Below are 24,727 nucleotides of genomic sequence, written 5' to 3' on the forward strand. Positions count from 1 at the left end.
GTGCTCCTTTAGTGAATTACGCAATTTTCTTTTGTTTATTGCGCTTATGTTCTTTAATGATTTTAAGTGCGCGTTTTCGTGTTTTGATGTTGGGACTTTTCAGTCGACGATAAGCACTAGATAAGTCAGTTTTTTCCATTATATATAGAACCTCCATTTCGTAAAAAAATAATTTACGGAGTAGCTATTTTGTTGAGGGTTTGAAAGGTTTCTTGAATTTTTTTTGTCTCTAATTCTTTGCCAATCAGAACAATTGTCGTTTCTTGAGGGGGTTGATTCGTCATTTGAAAGGCCACTTGCTGGTTGACGCCTTGCATGGCAATGGCCAAGGCATGCTCCTGTAAGGCGAGAATCCCTTTGAAACGGTATAACTTTTCCTGATGTGTATACATTAACCAATCAAGCCAACGAGTGAAAAGAGGTTCGTTGAGGGCTGAGGACGCCGTTAGCGTGAGGGAGTGAAAGGTATGGTGATGATGCTCGTGGGCGTGCTCATGCGGGGAATGAGTCATTTCGTGTTCTGTAAGTGTTGCCGTAAACTTATTTAATTGAAAAAAGTCACTAGCCAAAAGGGGCTCGTTGGCTTGAAAGGATAAAATATCAGCAAAAGGATTAATGGTACGAAGGGTTTCTTGGAACGTTGGTAGCTGAGTGTTGTCTGCTGGTTCCTTGACAGAAAAAAAGAGGCGATCTGCTAAGGCCAGTTGTTTGATGGCTTCGGTTTCTTGAAGTTGCTGTTGCCAATGATGCCCATCAACGACCGTTAAGAGACTGTCTATATAGAAATGATTTTTGATGTGCGGAGTCGTTAAAATTGTTTGAATGATTGGTTGCGGATCAGCAATGCCCGTTGTTTCTAAAATGACTTGGGCAATGGGTTGTTGTTCTTCTTGGTACACTTCTAAGATTGCTGATAAAGAGGCAAGAAGATCTCCTCGTAAGCTGCAACACATGCAACCGTTATTTAATTGAATAATTCGTTCCGTGGTTTGTAAAAGTAATGCGTGGTCAACGCCTGTTTGACCAAATTCATTTTCAATAATAATAATTTCTTCTTTAGGAAACGGTGATTGCGCAAGTGCATGGTTAATTAAGGTTGTTTTTCCTGCGCCTAAAAAGCCAGAAACAATAGTGATTGGAATGCCCATCAAGTTTCCCTCCTGTTATTTGACTTCAGTGAAAAGTGCGCGGCGCCGTAGTTTTGGTGAATATTTTTTCAGCTGTAATTTTTCTGGTGTATTTCGTTTGTTTTTACTTGTTAAGTAAAGGCGCTCGCCAGTTTCAGCGCAAGCTAACGTAATGGTTTGGCGCATAGTACCGTCCTCCAATTTGATTTTTTTAATTGCGTATAAAAGATAAAGGGGGCTGCGAGGTCAGCCCAAATGCGACTGTCCTCGCTAGTTGTCTTTATCGAAATAATGAGTTACCAGCTTGCTTTTTTGACGCCAGGAATCAAGCCTTGGTGAGCCAATTCACGGAAACGAATCCGAGACATGCCAAATTTACGCATGTAGCCACGTGGGCGCCCATCTGTTTGATCGCGGAGTTTTAAGCGACTTGGATGAGCATCTTTTGGCAATTTGCTAAGACCTTCATAATCGCCAGCTTCTTTTAAGGCTTGGCGAATAGGCGCATATTTTGCAATCATTGCTTGTTGTTTTTTTGCTTTAGCAATTTTTGATTTTTTAGCCATAAGGCACTTCCTTTCTTTTTGGATTTATAAAATCTAAATCGTAATTGTTACGATTTGAACGGAAGTATATTATCAGGTGTTGCGTTGTTTGTCAAGTGAGAATTTCGTTTTTTTTAGGACTTGCTAAGTTGAGAAGTTAGAAATGTTTGTTTTAGCGCTGTTTTGTAGTATCTTTTAAGAAAGAGTAAAAAGGAGTGAAGATGGCAATGGTAGAACGTTTGACGATTATTCGTGGTGTGGAAAAATTTGAATTACAAACGAAAACAGCGCGCTGGGTGTTAGCAAAAGAAGAGGGATACTCGCCAGTTCAAATGCTCGTTTCGGCAATTGGCGCTTGTGGGGGGTACGTGTATCAATCCGTTTTGGAAAATTCGCACATTCCCTTTGAGTTTGAAAAAATAGAAGTCACGTATTCAAGAGAAATAGAGAGACGCGCACAACCATTAAAACAGGTGACGATTCTCTTTTATGTGTCTGTTCCAGAAGCCTTTCAAGCACGGGCGACACGGTGTTTGAAGCTTGTCTCCCCAAACTGTCCAGTGATTCAATCATTGGCTGAAAGAATTACTGTCGAAGAAACAGTTGTCTTTAAAAAGTAAACCATTAGAGACATTATCGTTACGAGCGCTTTTCCCATTTTGGATGCCTCGTTTCTGAGAATGTCTTTTTTTAGAGGAGCGTAGGGAAATAGCTGTAGAAACAGGAAATTTTTAATTCATTTGTACAAAATAATACAGACAAAAAACAGATAGTGTTTTTTTCACAAATAAAAAGGTTGCTTTTTTTTCTGTTTTAGTAGATGATGTAAGTAGTTACATCTCTGATATAACGCTGTTTTTCGAAACGTGTGTTATTTTTTAATTCGTAATAGTTTTTTTAAATCGTTTCACAGAATTACTTTAATTGTTATACAGTTTTTTTAGTTGTTATAGTTTGTTTGTCGGCCTTTAGGAGGTAATCATGATTGAGTTAGTGAATGTGTCGAAAGTCTATCAAGAGACACACGCGTTAAAAAATATTCACTTTTCTGTCCAACCAGGAGAAATCGTTGGGATTGTTGGGAAAAGTGGCTCTGGCAAGTCCACGTTGTTACGTTTGTTGAATTTAATGGAACAACCGAGTGAAGGGGAGATTCATATTGATGGCAGAAATGTTCAAACCTTCTCTAAAAAAGAAGTTCGCCAGCAGCAACAACAAATGGGGATGGTGTTTCAGCATTACAATTTGTTAGAAAATTTGAAAATTTATGATAATGTTGCGTTGCCTTTGAAACTTTTAAAAGAGAAACAGCCTGAAAAAATTGAGCGTTTATTAACGTTTGTTGATATGGCCCATAAGGCAGAAGCGTATCCTGCTCAGCTTTCTGGTGGGGAAAAACAGCGTGTCTCTATTGCTCGAGCGTTGAGCCGTAATCCAAAATGGTTATTATGTGACGAGGCAACGAGTTCATTAGATGAAGAAAATACAGAAAGTGTCGTTCGATTATTACATAAGACGCATCAGGAATTCCGACCGACTATTTTCTTTGTCAGTCACGAATTAGAAACCGTGAAGCGCTTATGTAATCGTATCTTAGTGATGGAAAAAGGTCAGTTAATTGGCGAATTTCTGAATAATCCTCAGCAATATGAGGAAGAACCGCTTTCCTATTTAGAAAAAGTGGAAAGGAGTTTGCGCCCATGACTTTTTCAGAAACCTTTGCCGAATATTGGCCATCTATGCTGGTGGGTTTAAAAGAAACAGGGATTATGATGTCGATTTCGATGGCTATCTGTTTGCTTGTCGGCTTGCCATTAGGATTAGGTCTATTTTTGGCTAATCCGAAAGTCAAAGGACATCAACCTTGGCTATACTGGGTTTTAAATTTCATTGTAACTGTTATTCGCTCGTTTCCTTATTTATTATTTGTGATTGCGTTGATTCCAGTTACTCGTTCTGTTTTAGGAAAGGCGTTTGGCCCAATTCCTTCATCTGTGCCATTGAGTATTGTTGCGATCGCGATTTTTGCTCGCTTGGTTGAACAAGTGCTGTTGGATGTTCCAGAAGAAATTTATTTTTTAGCTAATTCGTTAGGTACCTCAAAAGTCCAATACATTTGGCACTTTTTATTGGTGGAAGCACGTAGCGGATTAGTCCTTGCTTACACAACCACGACAGTGAGTATGGTTTCATATTCCACGGTGATGGGTGTTGTTGGTGGCGGCGGGATTGGCGATTTTGCAGTTCGTGTCGGGTATCAACGGTATGAATACGGTATTATGTATGTTGCCATTGTGATTATGATTGCACTGGTCTTCATTTTACAAATGCTTGGGAACTTCATTGCCCAAAAACTAGACAAAAGAAAGTAGGAGGACAAAAGAATGAAGAAGTTTTATTTAGCAACATTCGCTGTTATTGCAACAGTTATTTTAGCTGCCTGTGGGGGAAATAAACAAGCAGACCAGAAAGAAGACAAGGAGATTACCGTTGCCGTGCAATTGGAATCTTCAAAAGATATCTTGGAGATTGCCAAGAAAGAAGCTGAGAAAAAAGGGTACAAAATTAACATTATGGAAGTGAGCGACAATGTTGCCTACAATGATGCCGTGCAACATGACGAAGCGGATGCCAATTTTGCCCAACATGAACCATTTATGGAAATGTTTAACAAAGAGAAAAAAGCTGATTTAGTGGCTGTGCAACCGATTTATTATTTTGCTGGTGGTTTCTATTCAAAAGAATACCAAGATGCGAAAGATTTACCTGAAAATGCCAAAGTGGGGATTCCTAGCGATCCAACCAATGAAGGCCGTGCTTTAGCAATTTTAAATGCAAACGGCGTGATTAAATTAAAAGAAGGTGTCGGCTTTAACGGCACGGTGGCAGATGTCGTGGAAAATCCTAAAAACATTACTTTTGAAAGCATTGATTTACTGAATTTAGCTAAAGCCTATGATGAAAAAGACATCGCTATGGTGTTCTGCTACCCAGCCTACTTAGAACCTGCTGGTTTAACAACGAAAGATGCGATCTTGTTAGAAGATGAAGAAGCAAGTAAACATTACGCATTGCAAGTTGTGACACGTAAAGGCGAAAAAGATAGCGAAAAAATCAAGGTTTTAAAAGAAGCGATGACAACAAAAGAAGTTGCTGAATACATCAAGAAAAATTCTAAAGGCGCTAATATCCCTGCGTTTTAATGAATAGAAAAAATGAAGCCTCTTTTTTGAGAAGCTTCATTTTTTTCTTTTCCTTGATTTATAGTATAGTTAATAGGAAGGAGGTGCCGGTGTGGTCGAATTATTTATTTTAATGATGGAACGGGTGGGCTTAATTATTTTACTGGCCTTTCTTTTAGTGAATGTGCCTTATTTTAAGCGTGTTTTATTAAGTCGTGAAAAAATGTCTTCAAAAGTTCAGTTGATTTTGATTTTTGGTTTATTTGCTATTATTTCTAATTTTACAGGTATCGAAATCGCTAAGAATCAGATTGTCCCCAATAATTTACTAACCTATTTAAGCAGCAATGCTTCCATTGCGAATACGCGTACGTTAGTAATTGGCGTTTCTGGATTAGTGGGTGGTCCGATTGTCGGCAGTACGGTTGGTTTAATTGCTGGCTTTCATCGGGTTATTCAAGGCGGGGGGCATAGTTTTTTTTATGTGCCTGCTTCTTTAATTGTTGGCTTAATTGCCGGTTTTTTAGGGAGCCATATGGCAAAGCAAACTGTTTTTCCGTCTGCCGGCTTTTCTGCCATTGTCGGAGCGTGCATGGAAATGATTCAGATGATTTTTATTTTCTTTTTCAGCGGTGATCTAGCGGATGGGGCCACGTTGGTTCGTTTTATTGCGCTGCCGATGATTTTGTTAAATAGCGTAGGAACGTTTATTTTTATGTCGATTCTAACGACGACATTGAAACAAGAAGAGCAGGCCAAAGCGGTTCAGACGCACGATGTTTTGGAATTAGCAGCGGAAACACTGCCATATTTTCGAGAAGGACTCAATAAAAATTCCAGCAAAAAAGTTGCGGAGATTATTAAGCATTATACAAAAGTCAGTGCGATTAGCATGACAAACAGTCATCAAATTTTAGCTCATGTTGGCGCAGGTAGCGACCATCATATTCCAGAGCTAGAAGTCATTACGGAGCTTTCTCGGGAAGTGTTACGGACGGGCCAAATGACCATCGCGCATGCCAAAGAAGAAGTTGGTTGTTCGGACCCTAATTGTCCGTTGCAAGCGGCGATTGTGATTCCATTATTTTCCCATCAGCAAATTGTTGGCACCTTAAAAATGTACTTTACGGATCCAGCGCAGTTAACGCATGTCGAGGAGCAGCTAGCAGAAGGTCTTGGGACAATTTTTTCTTCACAAATTGAATTAGGGGAAGCGGAAGTACAATCAAAATTACTTAAAGAAGCTGAAATTAAATCCTTGCAAGCGCAAGTGAACCCGCATTTCTTCTTTAATGCCATCAATACTATTTCCGCATTAATGCGGAAAGACAGTGAAAAAGCGCGGAAACTATTGCTCCAATTAAGTAAATACTTTCGAGGCAACTTGCAAGGAGCCGTGCAAACTACAATCCCAGTTTCACAAGAACTAGAACAAGTAAAAGCCTATTTGTCATTAGAACAAGCACGGTTTCCAAATCGTTATCAAGTAACATTTGACGTGGAAGAAGCGGTTGCTTCAGAAAAAGTACCGCCGTATGCGATTCAGGTGTTAGTGGAAAATACCATCAAGCATGCATTCGGCAGCCGGAAGGAGAACAATCAAGTTCGGGTAGTGGTCAAAGCAAAACAACACAAATTACATGTGGATGTGTATGACAATGGGCAAGGGATTCCTGAAGAACGCCGCTTGCTATTAGGAAAGACAACAGTGACTTCGGAAAAAGGCACCGGCACGGCACTGGAAAATCTGTCCCGCAGAATGGCGAACCTTTATGGATCAGAAGGTTGTTTTTTAATTGAAAATTTAGAAACAGGCGGGAGCCATGTTCATTTAGAAATCCCGATGGAACAGGAGGAATTAGATGCACGTATTAATCGTTGATGATGAACCCTTAGCACGAGAAGAATTGAGCTATCTTGTTTCCCAACATCCGCAAGTGACGAGCGTTGCAGAAGCGGATTCTGTGGCGGAGGCAATGGAAGAGATGATGGATCAAAAGCCAGATTTGTTATTTTTAGATATTCATTTGACCGATGAAAGCGGGTTTGATTTAGCGGAAAAATTAACCCACCTTAAAAAAGCGCCCTACTTGGTCTTTGCAACCGCCTATGATCAATATGCGTTAAAGGCCTTTCAAGTGAATGCAAAAGATTATATTTTGAAACCTTTTGAAGAAGAAAAAATAACACAAGTCATTGAAAAAGCATCGAAAGAAATGGGTCAAGCTGTCCCAGAAAACACTGCCGAAAAAGGACCAAAATCTGAAGCAATACCTATTCAAGGGGAAGACCGCATTTATCTTGTGGCGCCAGAAGATATTTACCTCGTTTCTGTCGAAGAACGGCAACTGAGCATTTTTGTGAATCAACAGGTCTATAAGATGACAGGGACCCTCAACAGTATCGAACAAAAATTACCTGCCGCGCTCTTTATTAAAACGCACCGAAGTTTCATCTTGAATCGAACAAAAATTCAAGAAATCCAGCCGTGGTTTAATAACACGTTGCAAGTAATTTTAACCAACGGCTCAAAAGTACCTGTTAGCCGTTCATACGTCAAAGAATTTAAAGAAAAACTTGGCTTAAGTTAAAAAATCACCACTTGAAATGTCGAATGCATTTCAAGTGGTGATTTTTGCATTTGGTGAAGAAATTCTGGCATTTCATGAAAAAAAGCCCTTAAAAAAACGTTTTCTTTATATACTTAACCCATAGAAAACAGACAAAAGGGAGCGAAGAAGCATGGAAAAGAAAGTATATTCATTTTTACAACAAGCAGCAGTTTTTGCCATTATTATGTTAATCGCCAACGGCTTGGCGTTCATTTCTCCAATACCAATGCCTGCTTCAGTAATTGGCATGGTGTTATTGTTCATTGGTTTATGTACAAAAGTTGTTAAATTGGAGCAAGTGGAAGGGCTAGGTAATAGCTTATCAACGGTTATTACATTTTTATTTGTTCCTTCAGGGATTTCCTTAGTTAATTCTTTAGGGATTATGCAACAATTTGGCGTTCAAATTGTTTTTGTTATTTTAGTAGCGACACTAGCGTTACTAGCAACGACTGGTTGGACGGGCGCCTTTTTATTGCATATGAAAGATGCTCGAAAAGAAAAAGAACCCGCAGCAACGAAGAAAGCGAAAGGAGAGGTTCGCGCATGAATCCATATGTTGGCATTATTATTTCATTAGCTGTATTTGGCATAGGTACTTGGTTGTTTAAAAAAAGTAAAGGTTTCTTCTTATTTACGCCATTATTCGTTGCGATGATTTTAGGCGTTGTCGTTTTAAAAGTAACAGGAATTAGTTACGAGCAATACAATGAAGGTGGCAAATATATCAGCTTCTTCCTAGAGCCTGCGACAGTAGCGTTTGCGATTCCTTTATATAAAAAGAGAGACGTATTGAAAAAATATTGGTTAGAAATTTTAACGGCGTTAACAATTGGTTCTTTTGGTTCGCTAGTGGCTGTTTATTTTGCAGGAAAAGTGATTGGCATGGATAATCATTTAGTGGCCTCAATTTTACCACAAGCAGCTACAACAGCGATTGCCGTACCTATTTCTCAAACTGTTGGCGGCATTGCTTCTATTACGGCGTTTACCGTAATCTTCAATGGTGTACTAACCTATGCCTTGGGTCGAATTGCATTGAAATGGTTTAAGATTAACAATCCAATCGCCAAAGGTTTAGCTTTAGGTGCGGCCGGACATGCCCTAGGTGTGGCAGTTGGCATGGAAATGGGTGAAACAGAGGCTGCTATGGCTAGTATTTCTGTCGTAGTGGTTGGTGTAGTTACTGTTTTAGTGGTTCCTTTCTTTGCAACGGTCATTGGTCTATAAAAAAGTGGGCTTCCCCACTTTTTTATGAGTAGCTAATTTCTATCAGCTAGCAGTCTCTGCTTATTCTGTTCCCGCCGTTTATCAATTTTTAAGCCTGGGACAAAAATCACTTTGGATTTTTGTCCCAGGCTCTTTTGTGTTGTTTACACGATTTTTTGAGTATAGATAGGGCGCATGGAAGGATTGACCCGTCTTTTTATAGAATGGTTGCTCCTAAAGTTTGTTTAAAGTGGCGTAACGCCCATTCGTGTCCTTGTTCATCAAAACTAGCAACGGCATGCTCGGGAATCATTAATTGATAGCCTAAATTATAGGCATCGACAGCCGTATGCAACACGCAAATATCTGTACAAACACCAGTTAAACAAAGCTCTGTAATTCCTCGTTCTCGTAACCGAATGTCCAAATCCGTGCCACTAAAAGCAGAATAGTGCCGTTTGTCCATCCAATAAACGCTTGCCTCATTTTTGTGAGCTTGATAAAAATCAGCTAGCGAGCCAAACAGATTACGCCCGTCAGTTCCTAAGACATTGTGGGGCGGGAAAAGTTTATTTTCAGGATGATAGTGATCTAGGGGGTCATGCCCATCAATGGCAAAAACCACAAAATCGCCATTGTCAAAATAGTGCTTTGTTTGTTGAACAAGGGCCGTTTCAATGGCTTGTCCAGCGGCACCAGTGGTTAGTTTTCCGTCTGTGGCGACAAAATCATTCGTATAATCAATGGAAATCAGAGCTTTCATTTGGCAACCTCCTAAAGGTTAAAGTCATTTTGTTCATTTTACAGCTTTTAAGAAAGCATTTCAAATGATAAAAGTACATCAAATTCTAAAAAAGCTGTTTCAAAATAAACGCTTTGGCTAAAAAACATGCTATAATTTTGCTACAAATTAAAGCAGGTGAATAGAGTGAAAAGAAAAATCGTACGTTTTATCCTTTGGTTGTTAGGAATCCTTGTGGTTATTTGCTTAGGCGTGTTTCTCGCCTTTCAATTATCTCCTAAGCCGGGCGCTTGGGTCATCAACCAGTTATTCGCAGGCGAAGTTGAAATAAAAGATTCAGCTTCCTATGATAAAGCATTGCCCAATGTCCAATTGCAAGAAAATCAAACATACCCTTCTTCAAGAAAAAAGAATACCTTTGATTTGTATTATCCCCAAGCGTCAAATCAAGCGGTACCAGTCGTTTTATGGGTCCATGGTGGTGGCTATGTGGGAGGAGATAAGTCTGGGATGAAAGAGTTTGCGACACGTTTAGTGGCTGATTCCTCAGTTGCCTTTATTTCAATGAATTATGAATTAGCACCAGACGCACCTTATCCAAGCCAGCTCCAGCAGGTCAATGAACTTGTTCAATTTTTATTAGAAAAGAAACAAGCGTATCCCATGTTAGATTTATCTAAGCTTTTTATTGGCGGGGACAGTGCGGGTGCCCAGATTGCTCTACAATATGCAACAGTTCAAACCAATACCAACTATGCCAAAGAATTAGGTATGACTGCAGCGTTGCCAGCTAACCATTTAAAAGGCACACTCTCGTATTGTGGTCCGGTGGATTTGAAACAAATGGCCAACCAACAAAGTGATAATCGTTTTATGAAATTTTTCGTTAAAACAGTGGCTTGGTCCTTGCTCGGCACTAAAGACTGGCAGACGAGTGCAGAATTGCAAGAAGTGAGTTTAGTGGATAAAGTCACCAAAGAATTTCCCCCGACGTATCTAACAGATGGCAATAGTTTTTCATTCCAAGAGCAAGGACTAGCCTTGGTTCAGCGGTTAAAAACTTTAAATGTTCCAGTTTCAGCTCTCTTTTTCAAAGATAAGAAAGCAACGATCACCCACGAATATCAATTCGACTATCAAACAAAAGAAGCTAAACAATGTTACCAAGAAACAGTCCAGTTTGTGAATACGTATAAATAAACAGAGGCCTTAGAAATATTTCTAAGGCCTCTGTTTATTTATTTTTGTCATTTTTTTAGCTGGGAAATATGTATAAATTAAACAAAAATGTTTATTTAATGATGTTTACATGAGAAAAAATCCGTGCTATACTACGAACTCGTTTGTTAATTTTAATGTTAAAAAACAACGTTTTTGTTATTTTTGTGAACAAATTAACATTTTATCTTACAGAAAATAGCAAAAAATTCGTTTAGTTAACAAAAAGAAAATTAAAAAATAAATTTTTTTTTTGAAATTAAGAAAATATCTTTAAAAAAATCAGAAGAAAACTTCGTATACTTGAGCCATAGGTTGGTTGTGGAAAGTTTACTTCGAGGGAGGAGTGATGAAGTTAATGAAAAAGAAAATCGCTGTTTTATTGGCAACTTGTTTACTTGTACAACCGTTTTTATCTGTTTCAGCGTGGGCGATTGAAGAGGAGCAACAAACGGAACGTACGCAGACACAGCCAAAAACAGCAGAAACCAGTACAAGTGAAGCAACAAAAGAAAGCAGCGCACATTCTGCAGAACAGTCATCAATGACGGAATCTAGTGCTATCACAGAAAAAGTAACCACCTCTTCCACAGAAACAAAACCAAGCGAAGAGCAGAAGCAAATCACCTTGACCTTTGAAACAACGGATCAAGCTTTGTTTCTAAATGATGCCAAAAGTTATCAAGTGGTAAAAGAAAAAAATCAGCCACTTCGGACAGAAGAATTACCAAAATGGGCGAATAATGAGGAAAATGCGACTTTCGTTGGCTGGTCTTATCAAGGAAAAACATATACAAATGAAGAACTTCTTCAATTAGAGTTTTCAGAAGATACACAACTTACGGCTGTCTTTAAACAGAAACTGACACGCATGGCCAGAGCTATCTCAGTTGATCAGTCCATTGCGGACACAATTGCTCCTGCAGATAAAACAAAAGTGATTGTTGTGCCAAGTCCAGCAGGAGATGGAGCAGCGTACAAAGAATATGCATCGACAGAGGCTGGCTTGAAAGAAGCCTTGTTTGATTTGTATCAACAGGGAAACAATGGCGATTTCACTCTTTATATAGGAAACAATATTACGACGAGTGCGGCGACCACCGCTAAAGTGATTCCTGACACCGTTACGGCAAGTAATATGACTTTTTACGCCTTGCAAGGCAAGGTCAATCATTTAGTGATTACTGGAAACAGCGCAGATCCGATTAGTATGGATCAAACGGCGCCAACGGGTTCTAAGACGTTAGGATTTAATCAAAATATCTTTTTTGGCTCAAACATCACTTTGAGAAATCTAAACTATACAGGTACGAATATGTATTTAAATGGTTACAGTTTGAACTTGAATGGCGGCTCTAGTGGAAACGGTCTGACCGTATACGGTGGAACGGATACAGGAGATGTTTCAGGAAACCCAACTTTAACAGTAAATAGTACAGGTACAGGGACATGGAATTTCTATGGCGGAAACCAAAATGGTGGTAATTTAGCTGGAAATCCTACGATTGTTATTAACAATACACGGAGCGGACTAAATACATTAAGTGGGGGCGCCAATATTGGGACAGTGACTGGGAATACTTCATTGGTTGTCAATGATTCTGGTGGCAGAATTGCTTCAATTTATGGGGGCGGTTATGGAACCAACGCAACCAACACAGCGAATGTTACTGGTAACGTCTCAACAAAGGTTGCAATTACGAATGCTGCTACAGGTTTCCAACTAAGTACGTATTATGGCGGTGTTCAATACGGAAATATTGGTGGAAAAGTAACAAACGATATTTCTGGATATGGCCGTTGGTATACAGCGGGACAACGTTTTATTGGTGGCTCTTCCCGCGGCGATATAGGAACGAATCGTGCGACTGATGGAATTACTACAAATTTAAATACACAGTTGTATAGTGCGGGTCGTGCAGATTTTGAAGGAGGCAACCAATATTCTGGAACGATCATCGGAAATATTACGAATGTGGTTACAGCAGGAACGAATACCGCTGGTGGTATTAATGATTTTAACGGCGGTGCTGGTAACAATGTTTCAAAATTTAACAAGAGTCAAATTGGGGCCTCAAATGAAGCAACGTATGATGCTTATACACCACAGCAAAGAGCAGAATTAGCCAAATCGGCAGCAGCTTTTAAAGTTTTCGGAAATATTTCTTCTAAATTAGTCAGCGGTTCGTTTAATAATGGTGCAATTTATTCAACTGCAGCTGGTCGCGGCGGCTATATTGAAGGAAATACAACAATTGAAGTGGGAACAGCGAATGGTGATGGGTCTTTAGGTGGCGATGGTATGGCTTATTCAGGCGCAAAACCGACAAGCTTAGATTATTCAACGACCAATAAAAGTCGTGGGTATAATTCAGGTTGGGATATTGTTGGTGGCGGCGGCTATCCTGCTAGTAATGATACTTGGGATATCTATATAAAAGGAGATACTAAGACTGTTTTAAATAATACCATTGCTCGCTGGACATATGGTGGCTCTTTTTCAGGTGTTGTTGAAGGCAATACTTCTAACACATTGAATGGCGGGATTGCTGACACATTAGAAGGAACAGGCTATCAAGCAGCTCGAGTTTATGGAAACGGTCAAACAATTGTTAATAATGGCCAAGTCGATTGGTTTCTTTCAGGCGGTGGCTGGAATGATGCCAAAAATGTTGGGAATGTCGGCGTAACGGTTTATGAAGGAGTAATTAATGCTTCGATGGGCGCTTCTTATGGAGCAAGCGGTGGCCATACAATTACTGGTAATTCAGACAATCGCATCTACGGAGGAAATTTCTCAGGAACTCCTCGGACAGGCGCGAACGGTTTTTCAGGTGGTATTACCAATGCGGGCTCACTTCTTGGAAATGCCAAACTCTTAATTGATTTAAGAAACTACAACGGAGAGTTTAAGTTGCCTGGTAATACCTACATTACTGGTGGTCGGCCCTATGGTCAAAATACGACACTAGGAACGGATGAATCAAACACAATTACTTTAAATATTTTCACTAAAACAGGTGTGGAATCTCTAAATGGGGCCAGCATTTACGGTGATGGTGGAACCAATGCTGCGTATACCAAGAACGGCAAGATTACAATGAATATTCAAGCAGCGGGTTCTAGTATTGGAAATTTATATGCAACACAGTATTCCAATATCAGTGGCGGAAAAATTTTACGTGATGTTACCGCAAATGTTCAAGGTGCAGTTAGTATTAACGGTTTATCCGGTGGTTCATCAACAGATAATTTTACTAATGCAATTGTGAATGCTAGTTCAAATAAAGTGGTCTTTAACTTTGGGACTAACGTTGACGGCACCAATAACTATCAAACAGAACCACTAAATGCGACAGGCTTAGGCGTTGTCAACTTTACGGAATTGAATGTCACCAATGGCATTAAATTAATGGCTAATGGTGGGAACATCAAAAATGGCGTTTCTGCTACTGCCGCGAACCACAGTACGACTTACAATGAATTCGGATCAATTCATCTATCTAAAAACGCTGGAATTGGGATCACCAACACAGCCAATTTAATTTCAGCTAGCAAACTAACGGTTCAGGATCATGCAACATTAGAAACAATTCCTGGTACAGGTAAGGTAAACATTGCGGATTTTGAAGCCGTCGATCCAACAAAAGATGAACTTTTATGGATTAAACCAACGACAGATACAACTGCTTTGGTGGATAGCACAGGGACTTGGTTTGGAAATGTCAAAGCCTATCAGGTCTTAACGATTAATCCAACGGTCAATAATGCTACAAAACTTACGCCAACAACGTTTCATGGGATTGAAAAAGCGACTGGAAAAACATTTATTGGCGATAACGATGTGACCAAGGGTGCCAATGGCTATGGGATAGCAATTCCTGGCTCTATCATCGATTATGAAGTGGAAAACCCTGGAATTGTGGCAGGTGCAGGTACTATTTCTCATGATGTAAAAGAGGTCAAAGCTGGCAATGCGCCGTTAACCTTACAAGCGTGGGGCACCGAAGTAGCTGGACAAAAAGTTCAAAAAGGACGTTTGATGATTCCGACCTCAAGTACTTTAACACCAACCCTAAGCTTCCTTCCTGACGAAGTAACAGGTTCTTGGTTGCACCAAGGAACGGTTAAATCTAGTGAAGTTGGGAGCACGATAGAGCAAATTCCAGAGCAGAAAGATACCACCCCGCTTTCATGGAAAGCAACAAATACGAACTACAGTTATCAGGTGAAAGTTCAATTTTCAAATAAAGTGGAACTTTCAGGGCAATCGGTGATTGTCACAGAGGACGAGGCAGCGCAACTAACGACTGTCGATAAAGTAATAGAAATGCTTGGCGCAAAAGGTCGGCCGTTTTTCAAAACCTCATTAAAAGAGACGGATTTACCACAAATCCAAGCGCCGTTAGCAGAAAAAACTGTATCGCGGACACATGATATTCAATTAGAAGCAGGGACGTCAGGAGATAATTTGCAAAACAAAACGGTTCATTTAGTTGTTGTGAAAAATGAAAGTGTCCTTGCCAAAGATCGTTCGTTTGCCTTGTATGCGACAAGTGCGCATTTGAAATTAAAAGAAGCAAATGGCTTAACGAATTCAGACGAGTTGGCACAATGGACACAAGCAACGGTGATTTTCGCAGATGGTCGGGCCAATCAAACACCAAGTCTTGATGCCGCAACCTTCCAAGCCATTCAGCAAGCGAAACCAGAAGAATTAGCCAAAACAGTGCCAGCCAATTATCAATTTACAGAAGCTGGTGAAACGTTAAATAAAAAAATCAATGTGTCTATTTCAGGTGAATTAACGTTAGAAAAAGTACCTAAAACAATTGATTTTGGCAAACAAAAAATTTCTGCCAAGCCAGAAGTTTACTGGCCAACTCTTTCAGATGATTTAGTCGTTCAAGACACACGTGGGACAGAAAGTACGCCTTGGAAACTGAATGTTCAGGTAACGAATCCCTTAACGAACGGCACAGATCAATTGGAAGATTTGTCATTGGTTACAGACAAAGGAGAATTTTTACTCAATAAAGGAGATACGGTTGTTACAGAAAATGAAGGCTCCGGTTCAGGTAGTTATACAATTAACCAAGGTTGGGGTGCGGCAAACCAACGGGGACTTAAACTATCTGTGCCAGTCGAGAAACAAAAAGTTGGCGAATTCAAAGGGACATTGTCATGGTCATTAGTCATGGCACCATAACAAGGAGGAGAGAAGTGAGATGAAAAAATACCTTTTGCTTAGTTGTTTTTTAGGTCTTTTCAGCTTCTGTCATTCAGACACTGCGTTTGGGGAAGCAGCTTATGAAAATAGTGGTGTTGTCTCCTTTTATGGAACGTATGAATATCCCACAGAAGAGTCGACAACAGCGACTAGTAATTCTTCCACAACGACCGAACCCACCAAGCCAGCTGACGGAGGCGCTTCATCTGTCCTTTCTTCTGGCGTATATGGGTCGCGACAAGGAAGATTACCAGCGACAGGTACCACCAATCAAGGACCATTTATTTATTTGGGAATCAGCCTTATCACTATAGGCATATTATTTATTAAAAGGAGAAAAGAAGATGAAAAAAACAGTATTAGCAGTAGTAGGGATTGTAGGATTTAGCGGTGTCCTAGCGACACAACAAGCATTTGCGGAAGACATTAACGTGAACTATACAAGTAATGGCGCCATTACATTTGAACCAGATACAGATCCAACGAAGCCAGTTAATCCAACCAATCCAGATGAAAAAGTTGAACCAGAAGATCCAACTGACCCAACTGGACCAAAACCAGGGACTGCAGGCCCCTTATCAATTGACTATGCTTCAAGCTTTCAATTTGGCGCCCAAAAAATCACTTCCGACACGAAAGATTATTACGCACAAATTCAAACATTTAAAGATGGAACAACAGGTCCAAACTATGTTCAGGTAACGGATAAACGTGGGACACAAGAAGGCTGGACGTTAAGCGCTGTACAAAATGGGCAATTCAAAACAGCCCAAAATGAAGAATTAGTTGGGGCCGCTTTATCGATTGCCAATGCAGGTGTGACATCGATTGTTGATGCCGCATACGCGCCAACACCAACAGCAGCACATACCTTTGTTCCTGGAACAGAAGTAGAATTAGTCAAAGCAGAAGATGGCAAAGGAATGGGGACTTGGGTCTATCGTTTTGGGAAAGATGCGACAGAAGGTGCTACTGCCGTGAAATTAAATGTCCCAGGTAAAGCGATTAAATTAGCAAAAGAATATCGTACGACCTTAACATGGACATTGAAATCTGTACCAACGAATGTTGGAGGCTAAGTAAATGAAAAAAACAGTCGTCTACTCCTTGTTATTCGGAACAATGTTGCTTGGCGCCACTGTTCCTGCTGAAGCGGCGACGGTCGTTTTTGATAGCGAACAGTCGATTGTTTTTACCCCAAGCACAGATGGGACGGATCCAGTAAATCCAGAAAATCCTGATCCAGAAAAACCAGTTCGACCAGTCGATCCAACGAATCCTGATGGACCTAATCCAGGTACCCCTGGGCCGCTTTCCATCGATTATGCCTCAAGTTTGGATTTTGGGAGTAATGAGATATCGAATAAGGATCAAACGTATTTTGCCAGAGCGCAAACCTATAAAAATCCAGATGGTTCAGCAAGTGAATTGGCAACTGCTAATTATGTGCAAGTAAGTGATTTACGGGGAACCAATGCTGGCTGGGTTTTAAAAGTGAAACAAAATGGTCAATTTCGTAATGCAGAAACATTACACAAAGAATTAACAGGCGCCACCGTCGCCTTTGCTGAGCCCAGTGTGCGCTCAAATGCGACGGACGTATTGCCGCCAACTGCTACCGCAAACATTCAATTGGATGCTGCAGGCGCAGAAACTGTTGTCATGCAAGCCACAGAAAAGACCGGCGCCGGAACGTGGATCACGCTGTGGGGGCAAGCAGAAAAAGTGACCGAAAAAAATCAACAAGGACAGCAAGTAAATGCCACAATCACACGGGCAATCTCACTAACTGTTCCCGGGAAAACCCCTAAGGATGCAGTACAATATAAAACAACATTGACTTGGCTACTTTCAGATGTACCAGTAAATAATGGAGGGAAATAAATGAAAAAGACAAAAGTAATGACATTGATGGCAACCACAACTTTAGGCGCACTAGCACTTGTACCAATGAGTGCATTAGCAGTCGACGGTGGTGAATACCAAACAAACGGAGCGATTCAATTTGCACCAAATACGAACCCAACGAATCCAGTTGATCCGACGAATCCAGATCCGGATAAACCAATTACGCCAGTTGATCCAACTGATCCGACAGGGCCTAAGCCAGGGACAGCAGGTCCGTTATCCATTGACTATGCATCTAGTTTATCTTTTGGGGAACAAACGATTACCTCAAAAAATATGACCTACTATGCAGAAACACAAAAATACAAAGATAACGCTGGTGCCGACCAAGAAGGCCCAAACTTTGTTCAAGTCTCAGATAATCGTGGGACTGAGACAGGTTGGACGTTAAAAGTAAAACAAAATGGTCAATTCAAAACTGAAGCCAACCAAGAACTAACAGCGGCTAAAGTAACTTTAAGCAACGGACGCGTGGTTTCAGCTTCACAATCTGCAAAACCAACGACAGCGCCAGCTACGATTGAATTAAACCCAACTGGGGCTGAATCAGTGGTCATGGCTGCTGGCGATAAAGAAGGTGCGGGTACGTACTTAATGAGCTGGGGCGATAGTGTAGATGCCGCTAAAACAAGTATTTCATTAGAAGTACCTGGTTCAACCACAAAATATGCGAAAAAATACACGACAACTTTTACTTGGACTTTGACAGATACACCTGCTAACACAGGAAACTAAGAACGACAGCATACACGCAAGATCGGGATATAAGTCAAAAATTTTTTGGCTTATCTTTCGGTCTTTTGGTGCTTATAATACAACAAAGAATGACAGACATAGGAGAATGAATATGAACAGATGGAAAGTATATGCAACGGTAATCGCTTGTATGTTATTTGGCTGGATTGGCGTGGAGGCGCACGCTTCTGAATTTAATTTTGCGGTCACACCAACAATTCCCGAAAATCAAGTGGATAAATCAAAAACCTACTTTGACTTAAAAATGGCGCCTGGTGCCAAACAAACCGTAGAAATACAGTTACGTAATGATACAGATGAAGACATTACCATTGAAAATACAGTGAACTCAGCGACAACGAATTTAAATGGCGTAGTAGAATATGGCCAAAACGGGATCAAACCTGACAAAACTTTACGCTTTAACTTAAAAGATTATGTGGAAGCACCGAAAGAAATCATCTTGCCGAAACATTCCCAAAAGACCTTACCTTTAACCATCACGATGCCTAAAGATTCTTTTGATGGCGTGATGGCTGGCGGCATAACACTCAAAGAGAAAAAGAAAGAAACCACGACTTCTGCGGATCAATCAAAAGGGTTAGCTATTAATAATGAATACTCCTATGTTGTGGCCATTATTCTTCAGCAAAATGAGACAAAGGTTCAACCAGATTTAAAATTACTGGGGGTTAAACCAGGCCAAGTCAACGCGCGAAACGTCATCAATGTTTCTTTACAAAACCCACAAGCGGCCTATTTAAACCAATTACATTTAATCAACACTGTTTCAAAAGGAGGCGAAACGCTTTACCAATCCGATACTGAGGATATGCAAGTGGCGCCAAACTCTAACTTTAGTTACCCAATTTCTTTAAAAGGGGAACGATTAACGCCAGGGAAATATGTCTTGAAATCAACGGCCTATGGTGTAAAAGATGAAAAGGGCACCTATCAAGTTAAAGGTGCCAATGGTGAAGAACGGTACCTGTACAAATGGGAATTTACAAAAGAATTTACTATTTCTGGGGACGTTGCTAAAGAATTAAATGAAAAAGACGTAACCATTAAAGGAACCAATTGGTGGTTGTATCTACTGATTGCATTCATCATTCTAGCGCTGCTCTTATTGATTTTCTTCTTGTATCGTAAAAAGAAAAAAGAGGAAGAACAACAATCTGAGCAATAAAAAGAGCTATCTATTGACAAAAAGGGTTTTCCTTGTAAAAGTAAAGGTACTTTTACAAGGAATTGCTTCCCATAAAGTAGAGGTAGAGAGAGTGAGAAGCCATGAGAAAAAAGTATCTTTTTTTATTTAGTTCTTTGCTAATTTTTACGGCTGTCGAAATAGAACCAATTCAAACATTGGCGACACCTATTTATAATCCCTTAGAACCAACGGAAGAAATTCAACCAAAACCAGAATCAATCACCCCTCAGGAAAAGTCAGAACCGGAACAACCTGCGCCAACCCCTCCGGAAGATCAAAAAACAACGGTTCCTTCTGAAGAAAAAAAGCCTTCACCCAAGAAAAAAGACAAACCTGTGGAGAAACCGGCAATGTCAAAAGAAAAAAAGAAACAAACAAAAGAAACAACGGCTCATCCCCTACAAGTGAATAAAGATTTTGTCTTTCCTAACGGACTTGGTGCAGGCGGCGATGAAGAATCTGAAAGCTATTTAGCAGCGGTTGGGTACTTTCTTTCAGGAAATGGATTGTATGGGAAAAAAATGGATGTGAGAGAAGTCTATGATATTGATGATGTTTTTAAATAAAGTGGATAAAAGAAAAATCGCCTTATTTCAGTTACTGGAAAATGCACCGATGTTAACAGAGTCAAAAGAAACCGTAATGCAGGAGTTAGAATTATCTGAATTTATCGTGAACAAAACGGTCGCTGAATTAAATGCCGATTTTATTGAATTTGGTTTATCAGAGGATTTTCAAATTGTGAGCGATGGTATTTTCTTAACTCTTAATGAATCAGGAACGGAAACTTCCGCTACTTTGATTGATTGCTATATTAAAGAGTCGTTACGTTTTGCTATGTTTCAAGATTTCTTTTTTCAGCGTTTTGATTCTGTGAATGAGTTTGCTTTAGAACACTTTGTTAGTCACACATTGGCTTATAAGGAGTTCAAGGAATTAAAGAAAATGCTGGAAAATTACCAAATTACAATTAATAAAGAATTTCACTTAGTGGGAAATGAAACCAATTTACGCGAAGTAACAACACTGGTTTTTTTACAATTATACCAACGTGATTTTTCGTTGTACGGTAAAAAAGTTTTAGAGCAGATTCGGAACTTTGAGCTATTTTTTTCTGAGAAGGTTCATCTTAATCAGCGTGCGGGCTATGCACAAGCTAAATGTTTTCATTTTTTGGCGGTTTCTTTGGTACGAACGCAGCAACAATTTTATGTAGAGAAAAAAGTAGATTCGCAGGTGTTAAAACAATTAGCCGGTGACAATCAGCAGAATGTTTTCAATTGGTTAGAGAGTCTTCAAATCCCAGAACCACAACGAACAAACTAAGGCAATTATTTACTCTTATTTTTAATTGCTGAAGAGTGGCTTCAAGTAGCTTCAGCAGCACTTTGCCAAAGATTTGCAGAAATTCAACAATTGAATCGTGACTTGTTAAGTTATTTAAAATTACAATTTCAGCTTTCCGAGGAAGTCCTGCGAGGTTTTGAACAAAAAGTAACAATCGTTCATTTTAAATTGTTCCATTTTCCAATAGAAGCAAACTATAGTTATCGCAAAATGGATATAACCTACTTTGCAGAAACGTATACAGAGTATTTTTCTGCTAGTCGACAATTTATTCAAGAACAAAAAACGAATCCCGTTGTTTGGGATGCCAGACAGTTTTTATTTTATCGGTATCTGTTGTTAATGGTGGATGCGTTACCATTGAAAAAAGTTTTGGCTCCGATTACATTGTGTGTCGACTTTTCCTTTGGTGAAGCCTATAATCGTATGATACAAAAAAATATTGAAAAAATTACGGAATGGAATATCATTTTCAAAGCACATGTAGATGAAAGTGTACAATTAATTTTATCGGATATTCATTTTGTCGATTGGCCTGAGATTACCCAAATTATTTGGCTAGCACCACCACGTCCTGTTGATTGGTCGCATTTTATTAAAACGCTGAGTGCACTAAGACCGCACTCGGGAGAAGAAAACAAGGTCGGGACAGCACCGCTTAGCTCCGAGAAATAAGAAGAAATTTCCGGAAATTGTTCTTTAATTTTTGGAGACCAAGTAGGTATTGTTCATCATCGAATCACTACGTTCTTCGTGATTCTCAACAATTTCGGCTTATTTCCGAAGGAGCTGGTTCTGTTCCCGCCGTTTATCAGATTTTGAGCGTGAAGCAAAAATCCAAAGTGATTTTTGTACCACGCTTTTTCTTTTAGAATATAAAAATTAAAAATAATAAAAAAGTTGAAACTTTTTATGCTTGTGATTCGTCTATATAAGTGTACAGGAAAGGAGGTTCCAGAAATCGATGGTTTTCGATGGTTGGAAAAGAAAAAAACAAATTCGCGCGTTAGAAACGCTTGTAGATACCAAGTATGAAAAAATGTATCGCATTGCCTTTAACTATACACATTCGAAAGAAGATGCCTTGGATGTGATTCAAGAAAGCTTTGAAAAGGCACTGAAGGCCATCCAAAAAGGACCCGATATTAAGGATTTTGAAGCGTGGTTCTTTCGAATTCTGCTTTCTGTAGCGACAGATTATTGGCGTAAAAAGAAACGAGAAGCTGTTCATATTGAAAAAGATGAACATGTGTTAGCCCTTTTAAATAATCCCCAACGCAGTTTTTTAGAAATTGAAGAAATTATTAATCAATTAGATAGTCCCAATCGTGAAATTATTCTATTAAAATTTTTTGAAGGATTTACGCTAAAAGAAATCGCCTTGATCCTGGATATTAACGAAAATACGATTAAAACGAAGATGTACCGCAGTTTGAATGAACTCCGAAGTCTATTGAATTAGTAAAAGAAAGGAAGCGAAAAAATAATGGAAGATTTTGTAAAAAGCGTTGTTAAAAACTTTTCAAAAGAATACCGCCAACAACCGTTGCCAACGGATCTACAAGCGGAAGTCAAAGCGCGTTTTCATAAAGAGAAAAAGCGGTACACCTGGCTTCGTTTTAGAAACCGCTCACTGCAAAGTAGTCTAGTAGTAGCTTGTGGCTTTGTCTTATCAGTCAATTTGTTTCCAGGTTTTAGTGAAGCAGCCCGCAACATCCCTGTGTTAGATAAAATTGTTCAATTAGTCACCATCAAAACGTTGACAGCGAAAAAACAGGAAAGTGAAGTAAACATCGATGTCCCTAAAATCCAAACATCCCAAGAATCTTCAGTAGCTGACACGCTCAACAAAAAATACTTGAAAGAAGCCCAAACAGAATTTCAACAAGTCAAAGGGCAATTGTTTGATGGTTCTCGTGTTTCAGTCACTGGAGATTATGAAAAAGTCGTGGACGACCGTCGCTTCCTAGTGGTCAAACGAACCTTCACAGAAATTAAAGGCAGCTCTGCGACGACAACGAAATATGACACCATCGACAAACGAGCCAATGTTGTCGTTTCACTCCCCTTAATTTTTAAAAATGATTTTTACATTGATGTCATTAGTAGTGAAATTAAACAACAAATAGCAGACCAAATGAAGAACGATAGCAATAAAATATACTGGTCCGAAAAAGAGGATGCCCCCAGTGATGTTCAACCCTTCAAAAAAATTAAAAAGGACCAACCTTTCTATATCAATGAAAAACACCAATTAGTGATTGTGTTTCCTCAAGGAGAAATTGCGCCTTACTATATGGGCACCCCTGAATTTGTGATCCCTAATCAAGTCATTGAGAATGAATTGGCAGCGCCTAATTATTTTAAATAAACTCAGCAAAAAACACGCGACATTTCTTAAAACTGTCGCGTGTTTTTTGCTGACCTAACCAAGTCAGTTGCGGTTTTACTGAGAGAAGCGTACACTAGAATTAAGCATAACAAGAAAGGGCGAATGGCAATGGAAAAATCAGAAAAAATTAGTATTTTACAAGATGTGGTTAAAATTAAATCTGTAAATGGAAACGAAGAAGAAGTGGCAATCTATTTACAAAATCTTTTGAAAAAATATGAGATCCCTTCTGAACTTGTTTCTTATGCACCAAATCGTAGTAGTTTGGTTGCTTATTTAGGTGAAAACCGAGAAAAAGTCTTAGGGTTTAGTGGCCACATGGACGTGGTTTCTGAAGGGGACGAAAGTCAATGGACTTTCCCGCCATTTGCGGCCCATATTGAAGGAAATAAATTGTATGGACGTGGCGCAACAGACATGAAAAGCGGCTTAGTCGCAATGGTTTTAGCAATGATTGAATTAAAAGAAAATAAAGTCCCATTAAATGGAGCGGTTAAATTTTTAGGTACAGTCGGCGAAGAAGTAGGCGAACTAGGAGCCGAACAATTAACTGAAAAAGGCTATGCGGATGATTTAAGTGCCTTAGTCATTGGAGAACCAACCAATTATAACTTGATGTATGCGCACATGGGTTCAATTAACTATTCTGTTGTGTCACACGGAAAAGAAGCCCACAGTTCCATGCCAGAAGAAGGCATTAATGCGATTAATAATTTGAACGAATTTATTACAGAAGCGAACCAACAAATGGCGGAAGTCACAGCAAACTATGAAAATCCTGAATTGGGTCGAACGATTCACAATGTAACCGTCATTAAAGGTGGTACACAAGTGAACAGTATTCCAGGTCAAGCTACCTTGCAAGGGAATATCCGTTCAATTCCAGAATTCAGCAACGACCAAGTTATTGCGTTATTACAAAAAATTGTTGATGAATTGAACAAAAAAGAAAAACATCAGTTAGAATTAACGATTGATTACAATAAAATTCCTGTAAAAGCTGAGAAAGATTCTGCGTTAATTCAAGCCATTCAAGCCCAATTTGACCAACCGTTGCCATTGATAACAGCAGCAGGAACCACAGATTTAGCTGAATTCACTAAATCAAAAAATAAATTTGATTGCGTTGTCTTTGGACCGGGCGTTCCAACTTTGCCACACCAAATCGACGAATATGTCGAAATTGATAATTATTTAGATATGATTGATAAGTATCAAGCGATAGCAAAAAGTTATTTAAATTAAAAAAATGTCGCGCCTGAATCATAAA

General features: G+C 39.4%; 24 protein-coding genes and 1 pseudogene. 20 read left to right on the plus strand and 5 right to left on the minus strand.

Going from position 1 to position 24,727, the window contains the following annotated elements; genetic code table 11:
* Positions 1–16: 16 nt before the first annotated feature.
* From AB3I72_RS05330 to rpsN, 4 genes are all read right to left on the minus strand, one after another.
* Positions 17–139: a putative metal homeostasis protein gene (locus AB3I72_RS05330; protein ID WP_002383181.1), complete on the minus strand. Its 123-nt coding sequence runs from the start codon at positions 137–139 to the stop codon at positions 17–19.
* Positions 140–173: 34 nt separating this feature from the next.
* A complete protein-coding gene (locus AB3I72_RS05335; protein ID WP_368023667.1) occupies positions 174–1,148 on the minus strand; it encodes a GTP-binding protein in 975 nt (324 codons plus the stop codon).
* A 15-nt stretch (positions 1,149–1,163) separates the two neighbouring features.
* The gene (gene rpmG / locus AB3I72_RS05340; RefSeq protein WP_002354818.1) at positions 1,164–1,313 is read right to left on the minus strand and encodes a 50S ribosomal protein L33; all 150 of its coding nucleotides are present in this window, start codon (positions 1,311–1,313) and stop codon (positions 1,164–1,166) included.
* Positions 1,314–1,423: 110 nt separating this feature from the next.
* Positions 1,424–1,693, minus strand: a complete 270-nt coding sequence (gene rpsN / locus AB3I72_RS05345) for a 30S ribosomal protein S14 (protein WP_002354822.1) — start codon at positions 1,691–1,693, stop codon at positions 1,424–1,426.
* 200 nt (positions 1,694–1,893) lie between these two features.
* On the opposite strand from rpsN, the gene AB3I72_RS05350 reads away from it, so the two are divergent.
* The 8 genes from AB3I72_RS05350 (at position 1,894) to lrgB (ending at position 8,696) form a co-directional block, all read left to right on the plus strand.
* On the plus strand, positions 1,894–2,292 hold the full coding sequence (locus AB3I72_RS05350; protein ID WP_002419638.1) for an OsmC family protein: 399 nt from the start codon (positions 1,894–1,896) through the stop codon (positions 2,290–2,292).
* 361 nt (positions 2,293–2,653) lie between these two features.
* On the plus strand, positions 2,654–3,376 hold the full coding sequence (locus AB3I72_RS05355) for a methionine ABC transporter ATP-binding protein (protein WP_242384501.1): 723 nt from the start codon (positions 2,654–2,656) through the stop codon (positions 3,374–3,376).
* Positions 3,373–4,044: a methionine ABC transporter permease gene (locus AB3I72_RS05360; RefSeq protein ID WP_002368484.1), complete on the plus strand. Its 672-nt coding sequence runs from the start codon at positions 3,373–3,375 to the stop codon at positions 4,042–4,044. The genes AB3I72_RS05355 and AB3I72_RS05360 overlap by 4 nt, the downstream gene beginning before the upstream one ends.
* A 12-nt stretch (positions 4,045–4,056) precedes the next feature.
* Positions 4,057–4,875 (plus strand): MetQ/NlpA family ABC transporter substrate-binding protein, encoded by an 819-nt coding sequence (locus AB3I72_RS05365; RefSeq protein WP_002375473.1) that lies wholly within the window; start codon positions 4,057–4,059, stop codon positions 4,873–4,875.
* A 91-nt stretch (positions 4,876–4,966) separates the two neighbouring features.
* A complete protein-coding gene (locus AB3I72_RS05370) occupies positions 4,967–6,736 on the plus strand; it encodes a LytS/YhcK type 5TM receptor domain-containing protein (protein ID WP_368023668.1) in 1,770 nt (589 codons plus the stop codon).
* Positions 6,717–7,445 (plus strand): LytTR family transcriptional regulator DNA-binding domain-containing protein, encoded by a 729-nt coding sequence (locus AB3I72_RS05375; RefSeq protein WP_347495628.1) that lies wholly within the window; start codon positions 6,717–6,719, stop codon positions 7,443–7,445. Before AB3I72_RS05370 ends, AB3I72_RS05375 begins: the two co-directional genes overlap by 20 nt.
* A 151-nt stretch (positions 7,446–7,596) precedes the next feature.
* Positions 7,597–8,016, plus strand: a complete 420-nt coding sequence (lrgA, locus tag AB3I72_RS05380) for an antiholin-like murein hydrolase modulator LrgA (protein WP_002354829.1) — start codon at positions 7,597–7,599, stop codon at positions 8,014–8,016.
* On the plus strand, positions 8,013–8,696 hold the full coding sequence (gene lrgB / locus AB3I72_RS05385; RefSeq protein WP_002354830.1) for an antiholin-like protein LrgB: 684 nt from the start codon (positions 8,013–8,015) through the stop codon (positions 8,694–8,696). Before lrgA ends, lrgB begins: the two co-directional genes overlap by 4 nt.
* A 196-nt stretch (positions 8,697–8,892) precedes the next feature.
* Here the strand turns inward: lrgB and AB3I72_RS05390 are convergent, their stop codons facing one another.
* Positions 8,893–9,438, minus strand: coding sequence for a cysteine hydrolase family protein (locus AB3I72_RS05390; RefSeq protein ID WP_010819088.1), 546 nt, complete (start codon positions 9,436–9,438; stop codon positions 8,893–8,895).
* A 165-nt stretch (positions 9,439–9,603) separates the two neighbouring features.
* On the opposite strand from AB3I72_RS05390, the gene AB3I72_RS05395 reads away from it, so the two are divergent.
* The 12 genes and pseudogenes from AB3I72_RS05395 (at position 9,604) to AB3I72_RS05450 (ending at position 24,702) form a co-directional block, all read left to right on the plus strand.
* Positions 9,604–10,617, plus strand: coding sequence for an alpha/beta hydrolase (locus AB3I72_RS05395; protein WP_368023669.1), 1,014 nt, complete (start codon positions 9,604–9,606; stop codon positions 10,615–10,617).
* A gap of 367 nt (positions 10,618–10,984) precedes the next feature.
* Entirely contained in the window at positions 10,985–15,844 is a 4,860-nt protein-coding gene (locus tag AB3I72_RS05400; protein WP_368023670.1) for a hypothetical protein, read from the plus strand.
* 19 nt (positions 15,845–15,863) lie between these two features.
* The gene (locus AB3I72_RS05405) at positions 15,864–16,253 is read left to right on the plus strand and encodes an LPXTG cell wall anchor domain-containing protein (RefSeq protein ID WP_010713699.1); all 390 of its coding nucleotides are present in this window, start codon (positions 15,864–15,866) and stop codon (positions 16,251–16,253) included.
* Positions 16,210–16,944, plus strand: a complete 735-nt coding sequence (locus AB3I72_RS05410) for a WxL domain-containing protein (RefSeq protein ID WP_002365407.1) — start codon at positions 16,210–16,212, stop codon at positions 16,942–16,944. Before AB3I72_RS05405 ends, AB3I72_RS05410 begins: the two co-directional genes overlap by 44 nt.
* A gap of 4 nt (positions 16,945–16,948) precedes the next feature.
* The gene (locus AB3I72_RS05415) at positions 16,949–17,749 is read left to right on the plus strand and encodes a WxL domain-containing protein (protein ID WP_368023671.1); all 801 of its coding nucleotides are present in this window, start codon (positions 16,949–16,951) and stop codon (positions 17,747–17,749) included.
* The gene (locus tag AB3I72_RS05420; protein ID WP_002383195.1) at positions 17,750–18,508 is read left to right on the plus strand and encodes a WxL domain-containing protein; all 759 of its coding nucleotides are present in this window, start codon (positions 17,750–17,752) and stop codon (positions 18,506–18,508) included.
* 106 nt (positions 18,509–18,614) lie between these two features.
* Positions 18,615–19,697: a DUF916 and DUF3324 domain-containing protein gene (locus AB3I72_RS05425; protein ID WP_002372747.1), complete on the plus strand. Its 1,083-nt coding sequence runs from the start codon at positions 18,615–18,617 to the stop codon at positions 19,695–19,697.
* 101 nt (positions 19,698–19,798) lie between these two features.
* Positions 19,799–20,284, plus strand: a complete 486-nt coding sequence (locus AB3I72_RS05430) for a hypothetical protein (RefSeq protein ID WP_002354843.1) — start codon at positions 19,799–19,801, stop codon at positions 20,282–20,284.
* Positions 20,259–21,740, plus strand: a pseudogene (locus AB3I72_RS05435) (helix-turn-helix domain-containing protein). Before AB3I72_RS05430 ends, AB3I72_RS05435 begins: the two are co-directional and overlap by 26 nt.
* Before the next feature lie 289 nt (positions 21,741–22,029).
* Positions 22,030–22,527 (plus strand): RNA polymerase sigma factor, encoded by a 498-nt coding sequence (locus AB3I72_RS05440; protein ID WP_002354845.1) that lies wholly within the window; start codon positions 22,030–22,032, stop codon positions 22,525–22,527.
* A 24-nt stretch (positions 22,528–22,551) separates the two neighbouring features.
* The gene (locus AB3I72_RS05445; RefSeq protein ID WP_002383197.1) at positions 22,552–23,436 is read left to right on the plus strand and encodes an RsiV family protein; all 885 of its coding nucleotides are present in this window, start codon (positions 22,552–22,554) and stop codon (positions 23,434–23,436) included.
* 129 nt (positions 23,437–23,565) lie between these two features.
* The gene (locus tag AB3I72_RS05450) at positions 23,566–24,702 is read left to right on the plus strand and encodes an ArgE/DapE family deacylase (RefSeq protein ID WP_101732081.1); all 1,137 of its coding nucleotides are present in this window, start codon (positions 23,566–23,568) and stop codon (positions 24,700–24,702) included.
* Positions 24,703–24,727: the final 25 nt, after the last annotated feature.

Source organism: Enterococcus sp. GC34 (genome assembly GCF_040886645.1).
In the GTDB taxonomy this organism is placed as follows: Bacteria; Bacillota; Bacilli; order Lactobacillales; family Enterococcaceae; genus Enterococcus; species Enterococcus faecalis.